Origin of the sequence: Variovorax restrictus, from assembly GCF_051216715.1 — a bacterium.
Taxonomy (GTDB): domain Bacteria; phylum Pseudomonadota; class Gammaproteobacteria; order Burkholderiales; family Burkholderiaceae_C; genus Variovorax.
On record NZ_JBPJZH010000001.1, the window covers coordinates 707,644 to 731,659 of the forward strand.

The 24,016-nt window shown below is 68.9% G+C and carries 21 protein-coding genes; 12 read left to right on the top strand and 9 right to left on the bottom strand.

The features are described from left to right. Positions 1-2 precede the first annotated feature (2 nt). Positions 3-1,127, top strand: coding sequence for a hypothetical protein (locus ACSFA0_RS03330; RefSeq protein ID WP_435448819.1), 1,125 nt, complete (start codon positions 3-5; stop codon positions 1,125-1,127). A gap of 45 nt (positions 1,128-1,172) precedes the next feature. On the opposite strand, the gene ACSFA0_RS03335 is transcribed toward ACSFA0_RS03330, so the two are convergent. The 4 genes from ACSFA0_RS03335 to ACSFA0_RS03350 form a co-directional block, all read right to left on the bottom strand. Next, entirely contained in the window at positions 1,173-1,952 is a 780-nt protein-coding gene (locus ACSFA0_RS03335; RefSeq protein WP_435448820.1) for a TerC family protein, read from the bottom strand. Between the two features lie 115 nt (positions 1,953-2,067). Beyond that, complete coding sequence (locus ACSFA0_RS03340; protein WP_435448821.1) at positions 2,068-3,177, bottom strand: sensor histidine kinase; 1,110 nt, start codon at positions 3,175-3,177, stop codon at positions 2,068-2,070. Between the two features lie 6 nt (positions 3,178-3,183). Continuing rightward, positions 3,184-6,225, bottom strand: coding sequence for an excinuclease ABC subunit UvrA (gene uvrA / locus ACSFA0_RS03345; protein WP_435448822.1), 3,042 nt, complete (start codon positions 6,223-6,225; stop codon positions 3,184-3,186). A 49-nt stretch (positions 6,226-6,274) separates the two neighbouring features. Then, the gene (locus tag ACSFA0_RS03350; protein WP_435448823.1) at positions 6,275-7,639 is read right to left on the bottom strand and encodes a chloride channel protein; all 1,365 of its coding nucleotides are present in this window, start codon (positions 7,637-7,639) and stop codon (positions 6,275-6,277) included. Between the two features lie 110 nt (positions 7,640-7,749). Between ACSFA0_RS03350 and ssb the strand changes: the two genes are divergently transcribed. The 3 genes from ssb (at position 7,750) to ACSFA0_RS03365 (ending at position 9,292) form a co-directional block, all read left to right on the top strand. After that, on the top strand, positions 7,750-8,277 hold the full coding sequence (gene ssb / locus ACSFA0_RS03355; RefSeq protein WP_435448824.1) for a single-stranded DNA-binding protein: 528 nt from the start codon (positions 7,750-7,752) through the stop codon (positions 8,275-8,277). Between the two features lie 99 nt (positions 8,278-8,376). Then, the gene (locus ACSFA0_RS03360; protein WP_435448825.1) at positions 8,377-8,982 is read left to right on the top strand and encodes a class I SAM-dependent methyltransferase; all 606 of its coding nucleotides are present in this window, start codon (positions 8,377-8,379) and stop codon (positions 8,980-8,982) included. A gap of 103 nt (positions 8,983-9,085) precedes the next feature. Continuing rightward, positions 9,086-9,292: a hypothetical protein gene (locus tag ACSFA0_RS03365; protein ID WP_435448826.1), complete on the top strand. Its 207-nt coding sequence runs from the start codon at positions 9,086-9,088 to the stop codon at positions 9,290-9,292. A gap of 106 nt (positions 9,293-9,398) precedes the next feature. On the opposite strand, the gene ACSFA0_RS03370 is transcribed toward ACSFA0_RS03365, so the two are convergent. Continuing rightward, positions 9,399-10,205 (bottom strand): hypothetical protein, encoded by an 807-nt coding sequence (locus tag ACSFA0_RS03370; protein WP_435448827.1) that lies wholly within the window; start codon positions 10,203-10,205, stop codon positions 9,399-9,401. Between the two features lie 9 nt (positions 10,206-10,214). Next, positions 10,215-12,023 carry a biosynthetic-type acetolactate synthase large subunit gene (gene ilvB / locus ACSFA0_RS03375; RefSeq protein WP_435448828.1) on the bottom strand — a complete coding sequence of 603 codons (1,809 nt, stop codon included), beginning with the start codon at positions 12,021-12,023 and terminating at the stop codon, positions 10,215-10,217. Positions 12,024-12,087: 64 nt separating this feature from the next. Between ilvB and ACSFA0_RS03380 the strand changes: the two genes are divergently transcribed. From ACSFA0_RS03380 to ACSFA0_RS03390, 3 genes are read left to right on the top strand one after another with little or no spacing between them, the layout of a single operon-like run. Continuing rightward, the gene (locus tag ACSFA0_RS03380; protein WP_435448829.1) at positions 12,088-12,582 is read left to right on the top strand and encodes an Lrp/AsnC family transcriptional regulator; all 495 of its coding nucleotides are present in this window, start codon (positions 12,088-12,090) and stop codon (positions 12,580-12,582) included. Positions 12,583-12,609: 27 nt separating this feature from the next. Beyond that, on the top strand, positions 12,610-14,295 hold the full coding sequence (locus tag ACSFA0_RS03385) for an FxLYD domain-containing protein (protein WP_435448830.1): 1,686 nt from the start codon (positions 12,610-12,612) through the stop codon (positions 14,293-14,295). Positions 14,296-14,338: 43 nt separating this feature from the next. Further along, entirely contained in the window at positions 14,339-15,340 is a 1,002-nt protein-coding gene (locus tag ACSFA0_RS03390; protein WP_435448831.1) for an LLM class flavin-dependent oxidoreductase, read from the top strand. A 20-nt stretch (positions 15,341-15,360) separates the two neighbouring features. On the opposite strand, the gene ACSFA0_RS03395 is transcribed toward ACSFA0_RS03390, so the two are convergent. Continuing rightward, complete coding sequence (locus ACSFA0_RS03395) at positions 15,361-15,699, bottom strand: YnfA family protein (protein WP_435448832.1); 339 nt, start codon at positions 15,697-15,699, stop codon at positions 15,361-15,363. A 69-nt stretch (positions 15,700-15,768) separates the two neighbouring features. Next, positions 15,769-17,259 (bottom strand): MocR-like pyridoxine biosynthesis transcription factor PdxR, encoded by a 1,491-nt coding sequence (gene pdxR, locus ACSFA0_RS03400; protein WP_435448833.1) that lies wholly within the window; start codon positions 17,257-17,259, stop codon positions 15,769-15,771. 127 nt (positions 17,260-17,386) lie between these two features. On the opposite strand from pdxR, the gene ACSFA0_RS03405 reads away from it, so the two are divergent. From ACSFA0_RS03405 to ACSFA0_RS03425, 5 genes are all read left to right on the top strand, one after another. Next, positions 17,387-18,655: a 4-aminobutyrate--2-oxoglutarate transaminase gene (locus ACSFA0_RS03405; RefSeq protein WP_435448834.1), complete on the top strand. Its 1,269-nt coding sequence runs from the start codon at positions 17,387-17,389 to the stop codon at positions 18,653-18,655. Beyond that, on the top strand, positions 18,652-20,118 hold the full coding sequence (locus ACSFA0_RS03410; protein ID WP_435448835.1) for an NAD-dependent succinate-semialdehyde dehydrogenase: 1,467 nt from the start codon (positions 18,652-18,654) through the stop codon (positions 20,116-20,118). The genes ACSFA0_RS03405 and ACSFA0_RS03410 overlap by 4 nt, the downstream gene beginning before the upstream one ends. A gap of 260 nt (positions 20,119-20,378) precedes the next feature. Further along, positions 20,379-20,771, top strand: coding sequence for a hypothetical protein (locus tag ACSFA0_RS03415; RefSeq protein WP_435448836.1), 393 nt, complete (start codon positions 20,379-20,381; stop codon positions 20,769-20,771). Further along, complete coding sequence (locus tag ACSFA0_RS03420; RefSeq protein ID WP_435448837.1) at positions 20,768-22,237, top strand: RAD55 family ATPase; 1,470 nt, start codon at positions 20,768-20,770, stop codon at positions 22,235-22,237. Before ACSFA0_RS03415 ends, ACSFA0_RS03420 begins: the two co-directional genes overlap by 4 nt. A gap of 1 nt (position 22,238) precedes the next feature. Continuing rightward, positions 22,239-23,507 (top strand): hybrid sensor histidine kinase/response regulator, encoded by a 1,269-nt coding sequence (locus ACSFA0_RS03425; protein ID WP_435448838.1) that lies wholly within the window; start codon positions 22,239-22,241, stop codon positions 23,505-23,507. A 66-nt stretch (positions 23,508-23,573) separates the two neighbouring features. Here ACSFA0_RS03425 and ACSFA0_RS03430 read toward each other — a convergent pair whose 3' ends face one another. Continuing rightward, positions 23,574-24,011 (bottom strand): hypothetical protein, encoded by a 438-nt coding sequence (locus tag ACSFA0_RS03430; RefSeq protein WP_435448839.1) that lies wholly within the window; start codon positions 24,009-24,011, stop codon positions 23,574-23,576. Positions 24,012-24,016 lie beyond the last annotated feature (5 nt).

Sequence of the window (24,016 nt, forward strand, 5' to 3'; positions counted from 1 at the left end):
AGATGGCCGCCGCCGTACCCCCACCGGGCAGCGGCCCGGCGACCCGCACGCTGGCGATCCGCCTTTCGACCCTGTTGTGGGCCGTGCTGCTGCTGTGCTTCCTGGCCGGGCTGCCGGTGCTGCTGGGCGCGACCTGGCTTTCGCTACCCGCCCTGCTGCTGATCGCGGCGCTGCTTGCGCTGCCGCTGGCCTGGCTGTGGCGCCGCATCTGGCGCCCGGCTCGCGCGCGCCGCTGGTCCGGCACCTGGCTGCGCGGGAGTGTCGGCCTGTGGTTTTTGCTGTGCGGCCTGGCCGCCGCGCCGGTGTACTTCCTGGCTATCACCACCGAGACGCGGCCCGCCATCGTGCCCACCGTGACCCTCTCCAACGGGCCGCGCACCGTCGTGTTGCAGGGTATGCAGCATGTGGGCGCCGAGCGCTTCTACCAAGCGGTGGTCTACGACCTGGAAAAGGCACTGGCGGACGGCTACGTGCTGGCCTACGAAGGCGTGGCCGACAGCGACCCCGAAGCCGATGCCTGGTTCCGCAAGACGCTGAGCCACGGCAAGGACCTGGGCGACAGCTACCGGGAGCTGGGCAAGACCTGTGGTCTGTCCTACCAGATCGACTACTTCGGCCCTGTCGTGGCCGACGCCAAGGCGCACCCGGAGCGGCATGTGACGATGGACGTGAACACCCGCGCCATGAAGCAGGAGTACGACCGCCTGATGCAGTCCGACCCGGCTTTTGCAGACGCGATGCGCAAGCGTGACGAGGAACAGGACGCTGCGGCCGACGACGATGCGCCGGACTTCGTCACCCGCCTCATCGAACGGCAGAAGGCGGGCGACGAGCGCCAGAACGCGCTGGCCGGCACCCTGTGCCGCGGCATCATGACCTTCGTGATGCGCCAGGCGACCCCTGGCGGGACCGGCAACGACATGGACCCCGTCGTGCTCACCTTCCGCAACCAGCGCCTGGCCACGCAGCTGCTGACCGACCCGCGGGAGAAGATCTACGTCACTTACGGCGCAGCGCACCTGCCCGGTGTGATGGACCTGATCAAGCGCGAGCCGGGCTGGAAGGTCGAGTCGGTCAAGTGGATGCGGACCATCGCGGCGCCCGAGCACCTGGAAGGCAGGCTCTAGCGCGGCGCTGGTTTCCTGCCTCGACGATGCCGGGGCATGGCGCGGTCAGGCCGTCCGGCTCTTGCCGCGACGCGACAGCATGTTGAGCACTTCGACCAGCGTGGAGAAGGCCATCGCAGCGTAGATGTAGCCCTTGGGCACATGCACGCCGAAGCCGTCGGCGATCAGCACGGCGCCGATCATCAGCAGGAAGCCGAGCGCCAGCATCACGACGGTCGGGTTGCGGTTGATGAAGTTCGCCAGCGGCTCGGCGGCCAGCAGCATCACGGTGACGGCGGTGATGACGGCGATCACCATCACGGCCAGGTTATCGGTCATGCCGACGGCTGTGAGGATGGAGTCGACCGAGAACACCATGTCCAGCAGCACGATCTGGATCAGCACCGACGAGAACGCGATCACCGCGACGCCTGCCGCGCCGCCCTCGCCCTTGACGATCGGCGGATCGACGTGGTGGTGGATTTCTTTCGTGGCCTTCCAGATCAGGAAGAGGCCGCCGACGATCAGGATCAGGTCGCGCCACGAGAACTGCGTCTCGAAGCTCGGCGAGCCGTTCGCATCCAGACTGCCCTTCAAGCCGAGATCGAACACGGGCGCCGTGAGCCCGACCAGCCACGCGATCATCGACAGCAGCACGAGCCGCATGATCAACGCCAGCCCGATGCCGATCTGGCGTGCCCGCTTGCGCTGGTGCTCGGGCAGCTTGTTCGAAAGGATCGAGATAAAGATCAGGTTGTCGATGCCGAGCACGACTTCCATGATGACCAGGGCGACCAATGCCGCCCAGGCGGTCGGGTCGGAGAACAGGGCTTGGAGACTTTGCACGTTGTTCGGGCGGAGTAGCGGAGGCTGGATGATGCCCGCTGCCGGCAAGGCCTTCGTCGATGCCCGGCTTTCGACTGGGCCTTTGGGCAGAGCGCCTGCCGCGCGCTCGACGCCTTCAGCCCGGCGCCAGCGGCAGCGATACCGTGACCATGCTCCCCTGCCCGAGCCCCGCGCTTGCGGCCGACACCTTGCCGCCATGGCGTTCCACGATCTTCTTCACGATCGCCAGGCCCAGCCCCAGGCCGCCCTCGGCGTTGGACGCGGCGCCGGGCGCCTGCACGAAGGGCTCGAACAGGTCGTCGATGGCTTCGGGCTGCATGCCGATGCCGTTGTCGCGCACGGTCACGACGACTTCGCGCACGGTCGTGGTGTGCAGCGCCAGCGTCACGTCGCCGCCCGGGTCGGTGTACTTGGCGGCGTTGTTCAGCAGGTTCGCGAACACCTGCACCAGACGGGTCGCATCGCCGAGCACTTCGATGGGCGCCGTACCCAGGTCGGTGTGGAGCCGATGGCCCTTCTTCGCGATCAGCGGGCCGCTCTGTTCCAGCGACTGCGCCAGCACCTTTCGCAGATCGATCGGTCGTTGCTCGATCTGGAACTCGCCGCGCATCACGCCCGAGAGGTCGACCAGGTCGTCGGCCATGCGCGTCATCTGCAGCACCTGCCGCCCGATGAGTTCGCTGGCCCACACCACGCGCTTCGGGTCGTCGGGGGCGCGCCGCAGGACTTCCTGCGCCGAATGCAGTGCCGCCAGCGGGTTGCGGATCTCGTGGCCCAGCGTGGCCATGGCGTTGTCCTTGGCGCGGTTGCTGGCGCGCAGCTGCCGCACGCTCTCGGCCAGGTCGTGGCGCGAGGTGCGCAATCGGCCGCCGATCATGCCGATGCTCAGTCCGATCAGCAGGAACAGCACGGTACGGCTGATGTTCTGCGGTTGGAGGATCACCTGCGCGGAACCGCTGCCGATGAAGAGATAGGTGCCGATGGAGGTGCTCAACACCGTGGCGAACAGCGCCGGACCGAAGCCGCCGTAGAACGCCGCCACCACGACCGCCAGCGCCAGGATGAGGTAAGGCCCCTGTTGGCCCAACAGCGGGTTCAGCAGAAAGCGCAGCCCCAGCGCGGCGAGTACCGCCACCCCAGCGACGAGGTAGTCACGCGGTCGCGCACGCGAGGTAGCTCGCTGGGGCGACAGCGACTGGGGCTTGGGCGTCGGTGCGCGGTGCAAAGCGGACTACTTCGCCAGCAGCAGCCGCTGCAGGTACTTCCCCGTGTGGCTCGCCTCGTTCGCCGCGATGTCCTCCGGCGTGCCTTCGCCCACCACCAGGCCGCCGCCCGCACCGCCCTCGGGCCCCATGTCGATCAGCCAGTCGGCGGTCTTGATGACGTCCAGGTTGTGTTCGATCACGACGATGGTGTTGCCGGCGTCGCGCAACTGGTGCAGCACCTTCAGCAGCAGCTCGATGTCGGCGAAGTGCAGGCCGGTGGTCGGCTCGTCGAGGATGTAGAGCGTGCGGCCGGTGTCGCGCTTGCTCAGCTCCAGCGCGAGCTTCACGCGTTGCGCCTCGCCGCCCGACAGCGTCGTCGCGGCCTGGCCCAGCTTGATGTAGGAGAGGCCCACGTCCAGCAGCGTGTGCAGCTTGCGCTCGATGGTCGGCACGGCCTTGAGGAATTCGTGCGCGGCCTCGACCGTCATCTCGAGAATCTGCGCGATGTTCTTGCCCTTGTACTGGACCTCGAGCGTCTCGCGGTTGTAGCGCTGGCCGTGGCAGACCTCGCAGGGCACATAGACGTCGGGCAGGAAGTGCATCTCGACCTTCACCACGCCGTCGCCCTGGCAGGCCTCGCAGCGGCCACCCGCCACGTTGAAGCTGAAGCGCCCCGGCCCGTAGCCGCGCTCGCGCGCGGTGTTGGTCTCGGCCATCAGCTCGCGGATCGGCGTGAACAGGCCGGTGTAGGTGGCGGGGTTGCTGCGCGGCGTGCGGCCGATGGGGCTCTGGTCGACGTTGATGACCTTGTCGAAGTACTCGATGCCTTCGATGGCCTCGTGCTCGGCCGGCTCGTCGTGCGCGCGGTAGAGCGTGCGCGCGACCGCGCTGTAGAGCGTGTCGTTGACCAGCGTCGACTTGCCCGAGCCCGACACGCCGGTCACGCAGGTCAGGAGGCCGACCGGGAAGGCCACGCTCACGTTCTTGAGATTGTTGCCGGTCGCGCCGACCACACGGATTTCCTGCAGGTCGGTCTGCGTGGCCAGGTGCGCGGCTTCGCGCGCGGCGCGGCGTTCGGCCGCCGGGCTCTGCGGAAAGCGCGAGGCCTTCTTGCCTTCGTTGAAGGCCGGCTTGGCCACCACCGGCAGCCACGCGGTGCGGTGCTTGGGCACCTCGATCTTCTTCGCGCCCGACAGGTACTGGCCCGTCAGCGAGTTCGGGTTGGCCTTGACCTCTTCGTAGGTGCCCTCGGCCATCACGCGGCCGCCGTGCACGCCGGCGCCGGGCCCCATGTCGATCACGTGGTCGGCGGCGGCAATCATGTCTTCGTCGTGCTCGACCACGATCACGCTGTTGCCGATGTTGCGCAGGTGCTTGAGCGTGCCGATGAGCCGGTCGTTGTCGCGCTGGTGCAGGCCGATGCTCGGCTCGTCGAGCACGTACATCACGCCGGTCAGGCCCGAGCCGATCTGCGACGCGAGGCGGATGCGTTGCGACTCGCCGCCCGACAGCGTCTCGGCGCTGCGGTCCAAGCTCAGGTAGTTCAGGCCCACGTCGTTGAGGAACTGCAGCCGCAGGCCGATCTCGCGCACCACCTTGTCGGCGATGTCGGCCTTGGCGCCGCGCAGCTTGAGGGTCTTGAAGTAGGTGAGGCTGTCGCGCAGCGTGAGATGGCTCACCTCGTAGATCGCTTGGCGCTTCGGCATGCTGCCATCCGCCTGCACCGTCTCGTCCACCAGGAACACGTTGCGCGCCTCGATGCGCAGCCGCGAGCCGCCGCAGTCGGGGCAGGGCTGCATGTTGCGGTAGCGGGCCAGGTCTTCGCGCACCAGCGTGGAGTCGGTCTCGCGGTAGCGCCGCTCCATGTTCGGGATGATCCCTTCGAACGGGTGCTTCTTCGTGAGCTTCTTGCCCACCGAAGCACCCGACTCCATCGTGTAGGCGAACTTGATCTCTTCCTCGCCGGAGCCATGCAGCAGCGCGTGCTGCACCTCGGGCGTGAGCGATTCGAAGGGCGCGTCGACGTCGAACCGGTAGTGCTTGGCGAGGCTCTCCAGCATGCTGAAGTAGTAGCCGTTGCGCCGGTCCCAGCCCTTGATGGCGCCGCTGGCGAGCGACAGCGACGGGAAGCCGACGACGCGCGCCGGGTCGAAGAACTCGCGGTGGCCCAGGCCGTCGCAGCTCGGGCAGGCGCCGACCGGCGAGTTGAAGGAAAAGAGGCGCGGCTCCAGCTCGGCCAGCGAGTAGTGGCAGATCGGGCAGGCGAACTTGGCGTTGAACAGGTGTTCCTTGCCGTTCGCCCCCTCGTCGCCCATCTCCATCGCGATGGCGCGGCCGTCGGCCAGGCGCAGCGCCGCCTCGAAGCTCTCGGCCAGGCGCTGCTGCATGTCGGCGCGCGCGCGCAGCCGGTCGATCACCACATCGATGTCGTGCTTCTCGGTCTTCTTGAGCTTGGGCAGGTCGTTGTATTCGTAGGTCTGCCCGTCCACGCGAAAGCGCACGTAGCCGGCCGCCTGCATCTCGGCGAAGAGCTCGAGAAACTCGCCCTTCTTCTCGCGCGCCACCGGCGCCAGGATCATCAGGCGCGGCTCGTCGGGGATGGCCAGCGTCGCATCCACCATCTGCGACACCGTCTGCGCCTGCAGCGGCAGTTGGTGCTCGGGGCAGAAGGGCGTGCCGGCGCGGGCGTACAGGAGGCGCAGGTAGTCGTGGATCTCGGTCACGGTGCCTACGGTGGAGCGCGGGTTGTGGCTGGTCGCCTTTTGCTCGATGCTGATCGCGGGGCTCAGGCCCTCGATCACGTCGACATCGGGCTTGTCCATCAGCTGCAGAAACTGCCGCGCATACGCCGACAGGCTTTCGACGTAGCGGCGCTGGCCCTCGGCGTAGAGCGTGTCGAAGGCCAGGCTCGACTTGCCCGAGCCCGACAGACCGGTGATCACCACCAGCTTGTTGCGCGGGATGTCGAGGTCGACGTTCTTCAGGTTGTGGGTGCGGGCACCGCGGATGCTGATGCGCTGCTGCGCGAGCACGGCGCCGAGGTAGGCGTCATCAGAGGGCGAATTCACGGGCGGCAGTCCATTCGGGGCAACCGAACATGATAGACGCCCGGGCGTTTCAGGGCAGTGGGGTGGGCGGGTGCACTTCGGCAGGCACGGGCTTTTCCGGCGCGCGCGCGGTGGCCGCGCCTACCAGGTGCTCCGCCAGCGCCTCGTACAGCGGCCGGCTGATCATGCGCGACACCAGGCTCGCAAGCATGGCGCTGGCCATCAGGCTGAGCACCATCGAATGCCCGTCGACCATCTCCATCACGATGATGAAAGCGGTCAGCGGCGCCTGCGTGACCGCGGCCAGGAAGCCGGCCATGCCCATGGCGATCAGCGCCGGTCCGAGGTCGGCGCCCGCGAGTTGCGCGATGCCGTCGCCGATGCCCGCACCGATCGACAGCGACGGCGCGAAGATGCCGCCCGGCACGCCCACCCAGGCCGACAGCCAGGTGACGACGAACTTCAGCAGCGTGTAGAGCGGCGTCAGCTCGTCGTGGCCGGCCAGCATCTGCTTGACCGCCTCGGAGCCGGCGCCGAAGGTCACGCCGCCCGTGACCAGACCGATCACGGCGATCACCAGGCCGCCGACGGCCGCGAAGCGCACCGGCCAGCGCGCACGCCAGTGGTTGAGGCGTTGCGGCGCCCCGGTGAGCGACGCGATCATCAGCCGCGCGAAGAGGCCGCCGGCCACACCGCTCGCCAGCGCGACCGCCAGCCCGGGGCCGAGCAGATTCCAGCCGATGGGCGGCACCCGGATCACGCCGAAGTAGCTGAGGTTGCCGAACACCGAGACGGCCACCAGGCCGGCGAGCACGATGCCGGTGATGATCACGCCGCTGGCGCGCGCCTCCAGCCGGCCGCTCAGTTCCTCGATGGCGAACACCACGCCGGCCAGCGGCGCGTTGAAGGCGGCGGCGATGCCGGCGGCGCCGCCGGCCACCAGCAGCGAGCGCGTGTCGATGGTGCTGTGCGGCGACAGCCAGCGCCTGGCGTGCTGCATCACGCCCGCCGCCACCTGCACGGAAGGGCCTTCGCGGCCGATCGACAGGCCGGCAAGAAAGCCCGCCGCGCCGAGGCCGATCTTGGCGACCGTGAGGCGCAGCGAGGCGAACAGGCCGCGCTTCTCGGGTGGCAGGTCGGGGTCCAGCGCCGCCTTGATCTGCGGGATGCCCGAGCCAGCCGCGCCGGGAAACCACCGGCGCGTGGCCCAGACGATGGTGGCGGTGAGCGCCGGCGTCCAGATCAGCACGGCCCAGGGATGGCTGCCGTGCAGCGACTGGAACACCGAGAACGCCCATTCGCTCGCCATCGTGAAGCCCACCACGAACAGCCCGGCCGCCACCGCATAGCCCAGCACGATGGCGCGGTCGACCCAGAGGCGGACGCTGGAAAGTTCGGCGCGCAGGTTCTGGAAGAAGTCGGGTTCGCGGTTCACCGCTTCGATTCTGAACGTTCCTCGCAGCCTGCGGCCCCGGCGCGCGCGGCGTGGATAATCACCGGTTCTCTTTTTCCTTCCCTTTCATTCCTTCATCAGGGGCAGCGCACATGGCATCGGTCAATAAAGTCATCCTCGTCGGCAACCTCGGCCGCGATCCGGAAACCAGAACCTTCCCGAGCGGCGACCAGGTCTGCAACGTGACGCTGGCCACCACCGACAAGTGGAAGGACAAGGCGAGCGGCGAAATGAAGGAGGCGACCGAGTGGCACCGCCTCGTGTTCAACGGCCGCCTCGCCGAAATCGCCGCGCAGTACCTGCGCAAGGGCTCGCAGATCTACGTCGAAGGCCAGATCCGCACCCGCAAGTACCAGGACAAGGACGGCGTCGAGAAGTACGCCACCGACATCCGCGTCGACCAGATGCAGATGCTGGGCAGCCGCCAGGGCATGGGCGGCCCGTCGGGCGGCGGTGGTGGCGATGACGACGGCGGCTACTCGCAAGGCGGTGGTGGTGGTGGCGGCGGTTACTCGCGCCCCCCGGCTGCGGCGCCTCGCGCACCGGCCGCACGTCCGGCCCCGGCACCGGCCAAGTCGTCGTCGGGCTTCGACGACATGGACGACGACATTCCGTTCTGACATCCCCCGTCGACGGGGCGTTCACGAGGGCCGACAGCGTCACACTGCCGGCCTTTTTTGCGTCTGACGCACGACGGCGCATGCAAGTACGATCGTTCGATGGAATCTGTCGACGCTGCCACCTTTGACGAGGCGTACTACGCGCGCTACTACTTCGACAAGAAGACGAAGGTGGCCGACCCCCAGCACGTCGAGCGGCTCGGGGCCTTCGTGAGTTCGTACCTCAAGTACCTCCGCGTGCCCGTGCGCCGCGTGCTCGACGTCGGCTGCGGCGTGGGCCTCTGGCGCGACATCATCGCCAAGCACTTCCCGCAGGCGAGCTACCACGGCGTCGAGGTCAGCGAATACCTGTGCCGCCGCTACGGCTGGGAGCGCGGCTCGGTGGTCGACTACCGTGCCCATGAGCCCTTTGATGTCGTCATCTGCCAGGGCGTGCTGGCGTACCTGAACCCCGTCGACCTGAAGCAGGCCCTGCGCAACCTCGGCACCTTGAGCCGCGGCGCGCTGTACCTCGAGGCGGTGACGCTCGAAGACTACGAGAACGACATCGTCGACGAGGACCTGACCGACCCGCTGCTGTTTCGGCATCGTGCGGAGCTCTATCGGCGCGGGCTGTCGAGGAAGTTCCAGGCCTTGGGCGGTGGGATGTGGCTCAGCCGACGGGCGGATGTGCCGCTCTTTGCGCTGGAAGGTGCGGGGGAGTGAGCCGGCTGCGGCGGTCCGCCGGGCCGTTTTCAGGTCCGTGTGTAGCCGACACGCCTACATTCCGTCGCTGGAGGAAGCGCTAAGGTGTTCGAAAGGATTCTCTATGCCACATTCCAAAGTCCCCCATGAAGACGACCCTGCGCAGCTGCCGGTCGAGCCGGAATTTCCAACCGATGCGGGCCAGGGCAACCCGCATTCCGACGAAGGAACCCCGGGTGCCGATGAAAATGCGGCCGGTTTCGTGAAGGAAAAAGCTGTAGCAGGCGCTCGACGGCCGCGCCCGCGGCGCGCGGCCCTCCCGGCCGTGTGATCGAGGCGCACCGCGTCAACAGAAAGTCGGTCTCCCCCGCGCACTGAGCGCAGGCACGCGCCCGATTTCAGAGCCGCAGCCTGCGGCGGCTGACGAAGGCCGATCTTTACTGCGGCCCGTCGCAGAACGGCGCGGCATCTCCGCCACGACCGATGAAGCGAGTCACGTTGGTGCGCGTGGCGCGTGCCGGCTTGTGCGCCGGCCAGTCGCTCTGGCGCCAGGTGTACGACCAGCCGTAGTCGCCGCCCGGCGTCGACGGCGGCGCGTAGGCGATGCGCAGGCTGCCGGTGCTCTCGTCGTGGCAGTGCGGCGAGGTCTGGTAGTCCTTCTCGCTGAAGCAGGCGCGGACCATCTTGTAGCAGTCGAACGGCACGGCGGCATGGGCCAGGCTGTCAGCCTTCTTCGGGCCATCCACCGGCACGAAGTCCGCCGTGCGAAAGGACGCGCCGCCGCCCGAGTAGCTCTCGGTGACGGACCACAGCACGGCCGCTGCCCAGCGGCCGTCGGCCAAAGGGTAGAGCGCCGGAGCCAGCGACAGCGGCGGCGATTCGGAGGCGCCGTGGTCGCGCGTCGGATCGGCCATCGAATGGCGATAGCCGCGGAAGTCGTGCAGGGTGTCGAGCTTCCAGCCAGTGCCCGGCGTGTACGTGACTCGCGCCATGGCGAGCGGCTGCGCAGCCAGCACGACATAGGCATCGGCGTCTGCGGCACGTGGCCGGAACAGCCGCAGCGACGCCGCTTCGCACGGCTGGGGCAGCAGCGCGCAGAGGGCGGCGCGCCATGGTGTGTCGATCCGCTCGGGCTTGTCGACGGCGTCGAAGACCTGGGCCGCCCGGCCCGCCGGCGCGGCCGATGCGTGGAAGGCTGCGCTGGCGCAGAGCATGAGCAGAGCAGACAGAAGAGGAAATCGCATGGGCGCATGCTAGCGCTGGGCGCGATGCTCGGCGGCCTCCTCGTACCAGCGGTCCTTGCCCAGCATCACGCGGTGGTGGCCCTGGCCCGACGGCATCATCGGGAAGCAGTTTTCCTGCGCGGCGACCTGCACGTCGAGGAAGAAGGGGCCGTCGTACGCCAGGCATTGGGCCAGCGCGGCGTCGAGCTCGGCCGGGTCGCTGACGCGGGCCGCGCCCCAGCCGAAGGCCTTGGCCAGCGCCACGAAGTCGGGCAGCGCCTCGTTCCAGCTGTGGGAGAGGCGGTTGCCGTGGTTGAGCTCCTGCCACTGGCGCACCATGCCCATGTAGCCGTTGTTCGACAGCACCAGCTTCACCTTCGTGCGGTGCTGCACGGCGGTCGACAGTTCCTGGATGTTCATCAGCACCGACGCGTCGCCGCTGACGCACACCACCAGCGCGTCGGCGTGCCCGATCTGCGCGCCGATCGCGGCGGGCAATCCGTAGCCCATGGTGCCGGCGCCGCCGGAGGTGAGCCAGCGGCGCGGGCGCTCGAAGCGCAGGTACTGCGCGGCCCACATCTGGTGCTGGCCGACGTCGGTGGAGACGATCGCATCGCGGCCGTGCAGGCGCTGCTGCAGCGTGGCCATGAGCTGCTGCGGCAGGATGGCATCGGTGCGCGGCGCGTAGGTCAGGCAATCCACCGCGCGGCGGCGCGCGATGCGTTCCCACCAGGGCGCGAGCCGCTCGGGCGCGAGGCCGTCGAGCTCGGGCATGGCCAGCAGCGCGTCGAGCACGACGCCGCAGTCACCCACCATCGGCACGTCGACCTTCACCACCTTGTTGATGCTGCTCGGGTCGATGTCGATGTGGATCTTGCGGGCGTGCGGGCAGAACTCGTCGAGCTTGCCGGTCACGCGGTCGTCGAAGCGCGCGCCGACGCACACCACCAGGTCGGCCTCGTGCATCGCCAGGTTGGCCTCGAGCGTGCCGTGCATGCCGAGCATGCCGATGAACAACGGGTCGGACGCAGGGAAGGCGCCCAGGCCCATCAGCGTGAGCGTGCAGGGTGCGCCCAGGCGCCGCACCAGCTGCGTGAAGGCCTCGCAGGCGGCGGGCCCGGCATTGACGAGGCCGCCGCCGCCATAGAGCACCGGCCGGCGCGCGGTCGACAGCAGGTCGGCCGCGCGCTGCAGGCTGCCGCGCGGCGGCAGGGCGCGTGCGCTGCGGCCTTCGTCGCGGCGCGCGCGGGTCGGCACGGCCGCTGCGGCGCCGGTCAGGGGCATCAGCTGCACGTCCTTCGGCACATCGAGCAGCACCGGCCCCGGCCGGCCCGAGCTGGCGATCTGCAGCGCGCGCCGCACGGCGGCCGGCACGTCGTCCGGCGCGCGCAGCTGGTGGTTCCACTTGGTGACCGAGCGCGACATGCCCAGTGCATCGCTCTCCTGGAAGGCGTTGGTGCCGATGACGGCGGTCGCCACTTGCCCGCTGATGCACAGCACCGGCACCGAGTCGCTCATGGCGTCGAGCAGGCCGGTGATGGTGTTGCCCACGCCCGGCCCCGAGGTGACCAGCACCACGCCCACGCGGCCGGTGCTGCGCGCATAGCCTTCGGCCGCGTGCACCGCCGCCTGCTCGTGGCGCACCAGCACATGCCGCAGGCGTGGCTCGCCGTGCAGGGCGTCGTACAGCGGCAGCGCGGCGCCGCCGGGGTAGCCGAAGATCGTGTCGACGCCGCACGCGACCAGGGTGTCGAGCAGGGCTCCGGCGCCGTTGCGCAGCGTGGCGGGCGCGTTGTGATCGAGGGCCGGTGCGGCAGTGACGGTGGCGGTGAGGTTCATGCCTACATTCTTCCGGCGTCCGGGCAGAATGTGCTTCATTCTTTCGACTGAATCGGGCCGTAAATTGAAAATCAATCGCGAAACAGGCAAATCATCCGAAGATTCTTTCGATAAGACCGATCTGGCCATCCTGGCGATCCTGCTGAAGGACTCGCGGCGCACCCTGCAGGACATCGGCACGGAAGTCGGCCTGTCGCCCACCACCTGCTGGAGCCGCATCAAGCGCCTCGAAACGCAAGGCGTGATCCGCCGCTACACGGTCGACATCGACCCGGCCAAGCTCGGCTACCACGACTCGGTCATCGTGCAGGTCACGCTCGAGAGCCACACCGACGAGACGCTCTACGACTTCGGCCGCGTGCTGGCGACCATCCCGGAGATCCAGGAGGCCTACCTGGTCTCCGGCGACTACGACTACTACATCCGCATCGCCGTGCGCGATACGCGCGACTACGAGCGGCTGCTGCGCGAGAAGCTCTACAAGATTCCGGGCATTCGTCACAGCCAGTCGCACTTCGTGCTGCGGGTGCTGAAAGAGGCGAGCGTGCCGCTGGGGTGACCTTCAGGGCGCCGCGACAATTCCGCCATGAGCATCAACCTCCAGACCCTCAAGTGCGCCGAATGCGGCAGCGGCGTGCTGCGGGGCAGTGGCCTCAACCAGTACGTGTGCGCCCATTGCGGCTCGGTGTCGGTGGTCGAGGACAACGTGTCGGAGCGGCTCGACCGCGTGCTGGAGCAGGTGAAGGACGCGGCGGCACGCCGCCTTGCGTCGGATGAGGCGCAGCGGCGCGGTGGCGCGCGACATGCGAGAGTGGTCGGCATCGTCATCGCCGGGATGGCGATCACGGGACTGATCACCGTGCTCGTGATGAAGCAGGCGTTCAGGAACGTCCGCGCAAGCAGCGAACGGCCCGCGGCCTATGCCGCCTCGCCGGACCGCACCATTCCGGTCGAGGGGCTCAAGCTCGACGCACGACGCCAGGTGCTGGTCGGCAGCGGCAGTTCGGCCCGGCCCAAGCTCTTCGTGATGGCGCGCAACGAGACCGGGAAGGTGCTCGACGCGCCGCGCGTCGAGGCGGTCTTCTACGACGGCGACAACCGTCTGGGCAACCGCACCGAAAGCCTGCCGGTCGGCCTGCTGCTGCCGGGCGAATCCGCGCCGCTGCTGATCGACCTGCCTGGCGACAAGACGCCGACGCGCCAGACCCTGCAGGCGCAGCGCCTGTCGGCCCCGCACCGCGCGGTCGAGGGGCCGAAGCTGGCGTTCTCCCGCGTGCGCCTCGTGCAGCAGAAGGACGATGTCCGCCTGGTCGGCCGGCTCGTCAACAACCTGCCGGACGCCACGCTGGCCGGCGTGCAGGTGCTGGCCACGCTGTACGACGACGCGGGCACGGTCATCGGTCTGGGTCGCGGCTACATGCAGGCCACGGCGATCAAGCCGGGCGAGCGCAGCGCGGTCGAGGTCCGGCTCGACCGCTTCGGCGGCAGCGCACCGATCGCCGCCTGGGACTACCGCATCGACCACTCCCTGGACGATGCGGGCAAAGGCCGCACCGCGGTGATCGCGACGGACCGTGTCGTTCGCACCGCCAGCGCGCCCGAGTCCTTCAACCCCGAGCTGCGCATGAGCACCGAGGACCTGCTGGCCGACGACAGCGAGCGCTTCGACCTGGCGCAGCTCGAGCTGCTGCCGCTGATCCCCGGCCTCAACACGATTCGCCAGCGCACCTACATGACGGAACTGGTCAACCGCAGCAAGGACGCCATCGCCGTGACGCCCGCGGCGGTGATCTCGCGCTTCGACGGCAACCAGCTCGACGGCACCACGCGGCTCGACGGCGCGGACTACCTGTATCCGGGTGAGCGCCTGCCGGTGCAGGTCGACCCGAACCGGGCCGACCGCATCACGCAGACGCGCGTCGAATGGAAGCCGATGCGCCGCGCCGCGCTCCCGGGGCCGCGCGTGCCGCTGGAGGTGCAGGTCGAGGGCACGAAGGCCGAGATCGGCAGCGTGCTGCTCAACTTCAGCCAGCGCTTCTCGTACAAGGCGGTGTCGGTGAAGGGCAGCGTGCGCAACCCGGGCTCGACGATCGTGCGCAAGACGCGGCTGTGGGTGAGCCTGCGCGACAAGGGCGGGCAGCTCACCGGCTTCAAGCTGGTCGAGAACCTGCCGGCCATCGCGCCGGGCGACAGCGTGCCCTTCGAGGTGCGCATCGAACAGCAGGGGCGCGACTTCGCCAGCGTCGACACGCTCTACCAGACCACGGAATAGCCTGGGCCTGCAAGCTCAAGCCGATCGGGCCATGATCCGGGCCATGGCCGAATTTTCCATCCTCGATCTCTCCCCGATCTGCGAAGGCAGCGATGCCGCGCAATCGTTCAAGAACTCGCTCGCGCTTGCCCAGCATGGCGAGAAGCACGGCTATCGCCGCTACTGGCTGGCCGAGCACCACGGCATGCCGGGCATCGCGAGCGCCGCGACCGCGGTGCTGCTCGCCTATGTGGGCGCAGGCACCTCGACCATCCGCATCGGTGCCGGCGGCGTCATGCTGCCGAACCATTCGCCGCTGGTGATCGCCGAGCAGTTCGGCACGCTCGAATCGCTCTACCCCGGGCGCATCGACCTCGGGCTGGGCCGCGCGCCGGGCTCCGACCAGCGCACCGCGCAGGCGCTGCGGCGCAACCTCGAATCCGACTCGGACCAGTTCCCGCAGGACGTCGTCGAGCTGATGGACTTCATGAGCAAGTCGCCACGCCAGCCGGTGATGGCGGTGCCGGGCCGCGGGCTCGAGGTGCCGGTCTGGATCCTCGGCTCCAGCACCTTCGGCGCTCAGCTGGCGGCGCACCTCGGCCTGCCCTATGCCTTCGCGTCGCACTTCGCGCCGCAACAGATGATGCAGGCCATCCGCATCTACCGCGAGACCTTCAAGCCTTCGGCCCAGCTCGCCAAGCCTTATGTGATGCTCGGCTTCAACGTGTTCGCGGCCGAGACCGACGAAGAAGCCCAGTTCCGCTCCAGCTCGTGGCAGCAGGCCTTCGTGAACCTGCGCAGCGGCCGCCCGGGCCGGCTGCCGCCGCCGGTGAAGGATTACTACGCCAACGTCGGCCCGTCGGAGCGCGCACTGCTCGACTCGGTGCTGTCGTGTTCGGCCGTCGGCTCGCGCGAGACGGTGCGCGACGGCATCGCGGCGTTCGTCGAACGCACGGGGGCCGACGAACTGATGATCACGTCGCAGGTGCATGACCATGCGACCCGGCTGCGGTCCTACGAGATCGTGGCGTCGCTCAAGGAAGAAGTGGCGAGCGCGCGCGTCTGAGGCGTGGTCGCCTCCTCGGCTCAACGGGCCGTTGCATGGGGCCCGCTCATGATGATCGCCACGCCGACGAAGCACACCGCCACGCCCACCCAGTCGGTGACCGAAGGCGCGACCTTGTCCACCGCCCATAGCCACAGGATGGCGACGCCGATGTAGACGCCGCCGTAGGCCGCATACACGCGGCCCGCGGCGGTGGGGTGCAGCGACAGCAGCCCCACGAACAACGCCAGGCTCAATGCGGCCGGGAGCAGCAGCCAGGCCGTCTTCCCTTCCTTCAGCCACAGGTAGGGCAGGTAGCAGCCGACGATTTCAGCGACGGCGGTGACGACGAACAGGCCGAGGGTCTTGAGGACTTCCATGCGCGCATTGTGCGCAAGCGCTCGTCGCGCCTGCGTTCGGCCGGCATGGCTTGGCGAACGCCGGCTTCTCTACCCGATGCCCGCGGCGCGAAGGCACCGCAGCAACGCGGCGAAGGCCGGCGCGATGTGCGCCTCCTGCACGCAGGCATAGCCCAGCAGCAGCCCGCGGCGTGCGCCGGCGCGGCGGTAGTACGCCGACAACGGTCGGGTCAGCACGCCCCGGGCCTGCGCCGCGGCGGCAATGGCGGCGTCGTCGCAGCCGTCGGGCAGGCGCAGCACCAGGTGCAGCCCGGCGTTGCTGGCCTGCGGGTGGAGGAACTCGCTGCCCAGGTGCTCGGTGATGAGCCCGACCAGCAGCGCGCGCCGCCGCGCGTAGAGCACCCGCATGCGCCGGATGTGCGCGGCGTAGTGGCCCTGCGCGATCAGTTCGGCCAGCGCGAGCTGGGTGATGGCGTGGCCCTCGCGGTAGAGGTCGGCGTGCGCCGTGCGAAAGGCCGGCGCCAGCGCCCGTGGCAGCACCATGTAGCCCACGCGCAGGCCGGGGAACAGCGTCTTGCTGAAGGTGCCGATGTAGATCACCGGGCTGTCGGCCTCCAGCCCCTGCATCGCCGGGATCGGCCGGCCGGCGAAGCGGAACTCGCTGTCGTAGTCGTCCTCGACGATCCAACCGCCCACGGCGCGCGCATGGTCGAGCAGCTCGCGCCGCCGTGCCAGGCTCATCACCGCACCCAGCGGGTACTGGTGCGACGGCGTCACGAAGATGAGGCGCGGCGGCTTGCCGCCGCGCGGCCAGCCGGCACCGGCGAGGCCCGTGTCGGCGGTCTCGACCTGCAGCGGCCGCATGCGGGCCGCGTCCATCTGCAGCACCTTGTGAAAGCCCCAGTAGCCCGGCTCCTCGACCCACACCGTGTCGCGCGGGTCGACCAGCATGCGCAGCGACAGGTCGATGGCCTGATGCACGCCTTCGGTCACCAGGATCTGATCGGGCTCGCACCGCACCGAGCGTGCCACCCGCAGATGCTCGGCGATGGCGGCGCGCAGCGCGGGGTGGCCGCCGCCATGGGCGTAGGTCAGCAGCTCGGGCGCCGGCGCGCGCCACAGCCGGGTGAGGATGCGGCTGAAGGTGCGGTGCGGGAACTGCGTGACGTCGGGCACCCCGGGCATGAAGGCACCCCATTGCACCGGCGCGGCCGAGGCATTGGCCAGCAGCGCCTGCGCGCGCTTCGACAGCCGCACCGGGGCGCTGGCCGCGGCGGGCTCGGCCGATGCGCGGCCGGCGCTGAGAAAGCTGTCGGGCGCGGTCGCGGCCACGAAGGTGCCGCTGCCCACGCGCGAATGCACATAGCCCTCGGCCTGCAGTTGCGCATAGGCGTGCAGCACCGTGTTGCGCGACATGGCGATCTCGCGGGCCAGGTCGCGCGAGGCGGGCAGGGCGCTCGACGGCGGCAGGCTGCCGTCGAGGATGGCCTCGCGCAGGCAGTCGTAGAGCTGCCGGTTGAGCGCGGCACCGGTGTCGGGCGCCAGGCGCTGCAGCACGAGGTCGGCGCAGATGGATTGCATGGATGGGGTCTGCCTTCTTGCATTGGCTCCATCGAATCGCCGAAAGCGGATCTTTTCGATGGGGCCAATCCGCCATTCAATCACGACTTCATTCTTCGCCTGCCCCCGCTTCACCAGGACACCCACCATGACCACCAACAGCGAACTCCATGCCCGCCGCCTTGCCGCCACGCCCCGCGGCGTGGGCGTGATGTGCGACTTCTTTGCAGCGCGCGCCGAGAACGCGACCTTGTGGGACGTGGAGGGCCGCGAGTACATCGACTTCGCCGCCGGCATTGCCGTGGTCAACACCGGCCACCGCCACCCACGCATCGAAGCCGCCATCGCCGCGCAGCTCCAGCAGTTCACGCACACGGCCTACCAGATCGTTCCCTACGAAAGCGTGGTCACACTGGCCGAGCGCCTGAACAAGCGGGTGCCGATCAGCGGCCCGGTGAAGACGGCCTTCTTCACCACCGGTGCCGAAGCGCTGGAGAACGCGGTGAAGATCGCCCGCGCCCACACCGGCCGCGCCGGCGTCGTCACCTTCGGCGGCGCCTTCCATGGCCGCACGCTGATGACGCTCGCCATGACCGGCAAGGTCGCGCCGTACAAAGTCGGCTTCGGCCCGTTCCCCTCGGATGTGTTCCACGTGCCGTTCCCGAGCGCCATCGAAGGCGTGAGCGCGGACGATTCGCTGGCCGCATTGGCCCGCCTCTTCAAGACCGACATCGACCCGCAGCGCGTGGCCGCGATCGTGATCGAGCCGGTGCAGGGCGAAGGCGGCTTCAACGTCGCGCCGACGGCGTTGATGAAGGGCCTGCGCGCGCTGTGCGATGCGCACGGCATCGTCTTCATCGCCGACGAGGTGCAGAGCGGCTTCGCGCGCACCGGCACGCTGTTCTCGATGCAGCACCACGGCGTGGAACCCGACCTGATCACCATGGCCAAGAGCCTGGCCGGCGGCATGCCGCTGTCGGCCGTGGCCGGCCGTACCGCCATCATGGACGCGCCCGCACCGGGTGGCCTCGGTGGGACCTACGCCGGCAACCCGCTGGCCGTCGCGTCGGCGCTCGCGGTGCTCGACGTGATCGACGACGAGAAGCTGTGCGAGCGCTCGGCCGCGCTGGGCGCCAAGTTGGTCGCGCGTCTGTTGAATGCGAAGGAGTCGAACGCGGCCATCGCCGACGTGCGGGCCCAAGGCTCAATGGTCGCCATCGAACTGCGCGACCCGGCCACCGGCGCGCACGACGCCGAGGCCGTGAAGCGCGTGCAGGCCAAAGCGCTCGCGCAGGGGCTGCTGCTGTTGAACTGCGGCATGTACGGCAACGTGATCCGCTTCCTGTACCCGCTGACCATTCCCGACGCGCAGTTCGACCGCGCGCTGGACATCATCGACGAGGCACTGAAGGCATGAGCACCGCATTCGACTTCGGGTTGGCGCGCCCCGACCTGGTGAAACAGGTCGGCCTCATCGACGGCGAATGGGTGCAGGCCGATGGTGGCCGCACGCTCGACGTGATCGACCCGGCGACGGGCCGGGCGATCGCCACCGTGCCGCACATGGGCCGTGCCGAAACCGAGCGCGCCATCGCCGGCGCTGCTGCGGCGCTGCCCGCCTGGCGTGCCCGCACGGCGCGCGAACGCGCCCAGGTGCTGCGCCGCTGGGCCGACCTGATGCTCGCGCACCAGGACGACCTCGGCCGCCTGATGACGCTGGAGCAGGGCAAGCCGCTGGCCGAGGCCAAGGGCGAGATCGCCTACGCCGCGTCCTTCCTCGAATGGTTCGCCGAAGAAGCCAAGCGCGTCGACGGCGAGGTGCTGCAATCGCAGCGCGCGGGCCAGCGCATCGTGGTGCTCAAGCAGCCCATCGGTGTGTGCGCCGCCATCACGCCGTGGAATTTTCCGGCCGCGATGATCACGCGCAAGGTCGGCCCCGCGCTGGCCGCCGGTTGCACCATCGTCGTGAAGCCGGCCGAGCTCACGCCGCTGAGCGCCTTCGCGCTGGGCGTGCTCGCCATCGAGGCCGGCCTGCCGCCGGGCGTGCTGCAGATCGTGACCGGCGACGCACCCGCGATCGGCGGCGCGCTGTGCGAAAGCGACGTGGTGCGCAAGCTCAGCTTCACCGGCTCGACCGGCGTGGGCCGCATCCTCATGCAGCAGTGCGCGCCGACCCTCAAGAAGCTGTCGCTGGAACTCGGCGGCAACGCGCCGCTGATCGTGTTCGACGATGCCGACCTCGACACCGCCGTGGCCGGCATCGTTGCGTCGAAATTCCGCAACGCCGGCCAGACCTGCGTGTGCGCCAACCGCATCTACGTGCAGGCCGGCATCCACGATGCGCTGGTCGAGCGGCTGGTGACGGCGGTCGAGGCCATGCCGGTGGGCAACGGCCTCGATGCCGGCGTGACGCAGGGGCCGCTGATCGACGACCGCGCCGTCGCCAAGGTGCGTCAGCACATCGACGATGCCCTGACGCACGGCGCGCAGGTGCGCACCGGTGGCCAGCCGCATGCGCTGGGCGGCACCTTCTTCACGCCGACCGTGGTCACCGGCGTCACGCAGGCGATGCGCGTGGCGCGAGAAGAAACCTTCGGCCCGCTGGCGCCGATCCTCCGCTTCGAGACCGAGGACGAAGCCGTCGCGATGGCGAACGCCACCGAGTTCGGCCTGGCCGCCTACCTCTTCACCGAAGACCGCCGCCGCATCTGGCGCGTGAGCGAGCAGTTGGAGACCGGCATGGTCGGCATCAACACCGGGCTGATCTCCAATGAAGTCGCACCTTTCGGCGGCGTCAAGCAGTCCGGCCTGGGCCGCGAGGGGTCGCGACACGGCATCGACGACTACCTCGAACTCAAGTACCTCTGCCTGCAGGATTGACGTTCCAGGCCGCATTCCGAAGGCGAATCATTTAATTCGCCTGCGGCAGCGCCAACGCCGTTGCGGTCGTCGAATGCTGCCAGAATGACTACAGCCCGGCGGGTGTGGGTGAGTCCGCGTCGATTGACCCCGGATCCGCTTGAACCCAGGTCCCGTTCGAAAACTTGGCGATACTTTGCCCGTGGCCAGTGCCTGGCGCGGGCGACAGAGCAGTTCACACCCTGAGCCGGAGGGCCATGCCAAGCGAAATAGTCAAGCGAATGATTTCGCAGTGCGCGGGCCATGAGCTTCCCTCTGCCACCGTCGCCCGATCCATCATCGGCGCGCTGAAGTCGCTGCACGCGGAACTCACCATGGTGGTGGGCGTGCAGGCGTCCTCGTCGCTGATCGCCCATGCCGTGCATCGCACGCGCGCCACGGTCGAATGGACCCTGCCGTCGTCTTCGGTCGTCACCGACAAAACATTCGATGCGTTGCGCGACGACCTGACGGCACGCCCGCCAGCAGGCTGTCGCGCGGCGGGTGAATACCTGCTTCTCGCCTTGGTCGATCACCTCGTCTCCCTGATCGGGCAGCCCTTGACTCGGCGCATGCTGCAGTCCGCCTGGAACCTGCCCGACGCCGAACTCATTTCTCAGGAGAGTCTTCAATGACCGACAAGATTGTCATCCAGCGCCTGCCCACCGGCGTCCCGGGCCTCGATGCGCTCCTGACCGGAGGGCTCGCCGAGTACTCCTTCAACCTGATTGCAGGGGCGCCCGGTTCGGGCAAGACCACGCTCGCGCACCAGATCATGTTCGCGCTCGCCAACCCCGATCGCCGCGCCATCTTCTTCACCGTGCTGGGCGAACCGCCGCTCAAGATGCTGCGCTACCAGCAGCAGTACAGCTTCTTCGATGCGGCCAAGGTCAACGAGTCGATCCGCTTCATCAACCTGGCCGACGAGCTGGTCGCCGGTGACTACGACCGGGTGCTCGCGCGGATCGTCGAGGAGGTCGAGCGCTTCGAGCCCTCGCTGGTGATGGTCGATTCCTTTCGATCGGTGGTGCAGGCCGCGCGCGTCGTGGGCAAGGACGAACTCGATCTCCAGCGTTTCGTGCAGCGGCTCGGCATGCTGCTGACCACCTGGCAGGCCACCACCTTCCTCATCGGCGAGTACGTCGCCATGGAGGCGGAGGCCAACCCCATCTTCACCGTCGCCGACGGCATCCTGTGGATGGCGCAGAGCGTCGAGCGCAACTCGATGGTCCGCAAGATCCAGATCATGAAGATGCGCGGACACGCCACGATCCCGGGGCTGCACACCTTCCGCATCGGCAGCGACGGCGTGCAGATCTTTCCCCGCACGATCACCAGCGGCCACATCCCGCCCGACAACACCGGCAAGCAGAGCGCAGTGCCCGCCCGGCTGTCGATGGGTGTTCCGCTGCTCGACGACCTGATGGGTGGGGGTTTGCCGGCCGGCTACTCGCTGCTGGTCGCCGGCCCTTCGGGGTCGGGCAAGTCGCAACTCGCGGCGGCGTTTCTGGCCGAAGGTGCGCGCGTCGGCGAAAAGGGCGTGCTCGCCGCCTTCGAGAAGAGCCCGGCGCGCTCGCACAAGGTCAAGCTCGATGAGCTCATCGCCGACGGGCAGGTCGGTGTGATCGACACCCGTGCGCTGGACCTGTCGATCGACGAGACGCTCTATGCGCTCACGGAGATGATCGAACGCACCGGCGCGACGCGGGTGGTGATCGATTCGCTCTCCGGCTTCGAGCTGGCGCTGGCGCCGACCTTCCGCACCGATTTCCAGGAGTCGATGCATCGCATGATCGCGGTGCTCACCGGGCTGGGCGTGGCGGTTCTGTTGATCTCCGAACTCGAAGATCGCTACACCGACCTGCGCTTCAGCCCCTACGGCACGGCTTTCCTGACCGACGCGATCATCGTGCAGCGCTATGTCGAACTCCAGGGCCAGCTCAAGCGCGTCATGGGCGTGGTGAAGGTGCGCAACAGCGCCCACAGCCATGACCTGCGGCCCTACGAGATCACCGATGCGGGGCTGGTCATCGGGGCGCCGGTTCCGGCCATGGACGCCATGCTGACCGGTCACCCCCGGCCGCTCGGCCCCGGGGCCTGAGATGAACAGCGGGCCCCGTGACAGCCATACGTCGGCCCCGGTCGCGGCCGAGCAGCGCCTGCGGGACATGCTGGAAGCCAATGCCCACCTCGTTCACGCGACCCTCGCGGCGGAGCAGCTCGGAGAGGTGGCGAAACGGGCCAAGCGGAAGCAGGACGAGTTCATCGCGATGCTGGCGCACGAGTTGCGCAACCCCCTGGCCCCCATCCGGGGCGCGGCGGCGCTGCTGGAGCGGCTCGAGCCGGTCGATCCTCGGGTCAAGGCGATCAGCGACATCATCGGCCGACAGGTGGCGCACATGGCGCGCCTGCTGGACGATCTGCTCGACGCATCGCGCGTGACCAGCGGCAAGGTCAGCTTGCACCGAAGGCCGACCGCGGTGGCGGAGTTCGTGGACGAGGCGGTCGAGACCACCCGTTTCCTCATCGAATCGCAGCGCCAGAAGCTCACGCTGACGTTGCCGCCGTCACCTCTCTATGTGAACGGCGACCCCACGCGCCTGGCGCAGGTCGTCGGCAACCTGCTGCACAACGCCAGCAAATACACCCCGGACGAGGGCACCATCGACCTGAGCGTTCGACAGGACGGGGCCACCGTGGTGCTGCGCCTGAAGGACAACGGCAGCGGCATCGCCGAGGAGGCGATCGAGGGCATCTTCGATCTCTTCACGCAGGAGGAGCGATCGCTCAGCCGCAGCCACGGCGGTCTGGGGGTCGGGCTGGCGGTGGTGCGCAGCATGGTGCAACTGCACGGCGGGTCGATCGCGGTGCACAGCGACGGCGTCGGTCGGGGCACCGAGTTCACGGTGGTTCTCCCGCGCATCGACCATGTCGCCGAACCCGCTGTCGCGCCCACGGGCGAGACCGGATTCGTGGCCGCCCGCGTCCTGGTCGTCGACGACAACCAGGACGCGGGCGACATGCTCGGCATGCTGTTGAAGGTGTCCGGCCATCAGGTGGAAGTCGCTCGCGACGGGCCGACCGCTCTCACCGCCTTCGCATCGCAACGGTCGCAGGTGGTGCTGTGCGACATCGGCCTTCCCGGCATGAACGGCTACGAAGTCGGAAAGCGAATGCGATCCGAAGCAAAGGCGGAAGACGCCGAGCCGCTGTTGATTGCGCTCACCGGGTACGACTCGCCCGCCGATCGCGCCCGCACCTTGGCGTCGGGCTTCGATGGCCATGTGGCGAAGCCGGCTGATTTCGACGCCCTCCTGGCGTTGATCCAGGCGCACTTCGCCGCGGGACGCGGCGCTTCGCTCAGCCGATGAGGCCGGCGCCGGGCAGCGATGTCGTGCCGCGCGTGCGCAGCCGCCGGACCTGCAGGATGCAGCCGATCACCAGCAGCACGAAGAACACCCCCACGGTCCTCTGCAGCGCCGGGTCTCGGGGCTGGTGAAGAGCGGCGCGCCCGCAGGCAACCGCGTGAAGGTCTCGGTCAGGCCCGGGATCATGTGGAAGAACAGGGTGGTCGAGTAGGCGATGGTCGCCACGTAGCGCGACGCGCCGCCGAAGAGCCGCCCGCTGCCGGCCAGCGCCGCGATGCCCAGCACCGCCAGCGTGACGATGCCCAGCACGTGCGGCGCGCCGAAGCCGCCGCGCTGGAAGATGCCGAAGCCCGTGAGGCAGGTGAGCACGGTGGCCCAGACGTACACGCGCCCGACCGTGCGGCCCGCCGCGATCTCGCCGAAGCGGACGATCGAGACGATGCCGGCGGCGAGCGCCACGAGGCTGATGGCGGTGTGGACGGCGCCGAGCGTTGTCAATCCGAACATGGTCT

Coding starts and splice junctions, on each gene's coding strand:
- ACSFA0_RS03330 (WP_435448819.1), top strand. CDS start 3: ATGGCCGCCGCCGTACCCCCACCGGGCAGCGGCCCGGCGACCCGCACG.
- ssb (WP_435448824.1), top strand. CDS start 7,750: ATGGCATCGGTCAATAAAGTCATCCTCGTCGGCAACCTCGGCCGCGAT.
- ACSFA0_RS03360 (WP_435448825.1), top strand. CDS start 8,377: ATGGAATCTGTCGACGCTGCCACCTTTGACGAGGCGTACTACGCGCGC.
- ACSFA0_RS03365 (WP_435448826.1), top strand. CDS start 9,086: ATGCCACATTCCAAAGTCCCCCATGAAGACGACCCTGCGCAGCTGCCG.
- ACSFA0_RS03370 (WP_435448827.1), bottom strand. CDS start 10,205: ATGCGATTTCCTCTTCTGTCTGCTCTGCTCATGCTCTGCGCCAGCGCA.
- ilvB (WP_435448828.1), bottom strand. CDS start 12,023: ATGAACCTCACCGCCACCGTCACTGCCGCACCGGCCCTCGATCACAAC.
- ACSFA0_RS03385 (WP_435448830.1), top strand. CDS start 12,610: ATGAGCATCAACCTCCAGACCCTCAAGTGCGCCGAATGCGGCAGCGGC.
- ACSFA0_RS03390 (WP_435448831.1), top strand. CDS start 14,339: ATGGCCGAATTTTCCATCCTCGATCTCTCCCCGATCTGCGAAGGCAGC.
- ACSFA0_RS03395 (WP_435448832.1), bottom strand. CDS start 15,699: ATGGAAGTCCTCAAGACCCTCGGCCTGTTCGTCGTCACCGCCGTCGCT.
- pdxR (WP_435448833.1), bottom strand. CDS start 17,259: ATGCAATCCATCTGCGCCGACCTCGTGCTGCAGCGCCTGGCGCCCGAC.
- ACSFA0_RS03405 (WP_435448834.1), top strand. CDS start 17,387: ATGACCACCAACAGCGAACTCCATGCCCGCCGCCTTGCCGCCACGCCC.
- ACSFA0_RS03410 (WP_435448835.1), top strand. CDS start 18,652: ATGAGCACCGCATTCGACTTCGGGTTGGCGCGCCCCGACCTGGTGAAA.
- ACSFA0_RS03415 (WP_435448836.1), top strand. CDS start 20,379: ATGATTTCGCAGTGCGCGGGCCATGAGCTTCCCTCTGCCACCGTCGCC.
- ACSFA0_RS03420 (WP_435448837.1), top strand. CDS start 20,768: ATGACCGACAAGATTGTCATCCAGCGCCTGCCCACCGGCGTCCCGGGC.
- ACSFA0_RS03425 (WP_435448838.1), top strand. CDS start 22,239: ATGAACAGCGGGCCCCGTGACAGCCATACGTCGGCCCCGGTCGCGGCC.
- ACSFA0_RS03430 (WP_435448839.1), bottom strand. CDS start 24,011: ATGTTCGGATTGACAACGCTCGGCGCCGTCCACACCGCCATCAGCCTC.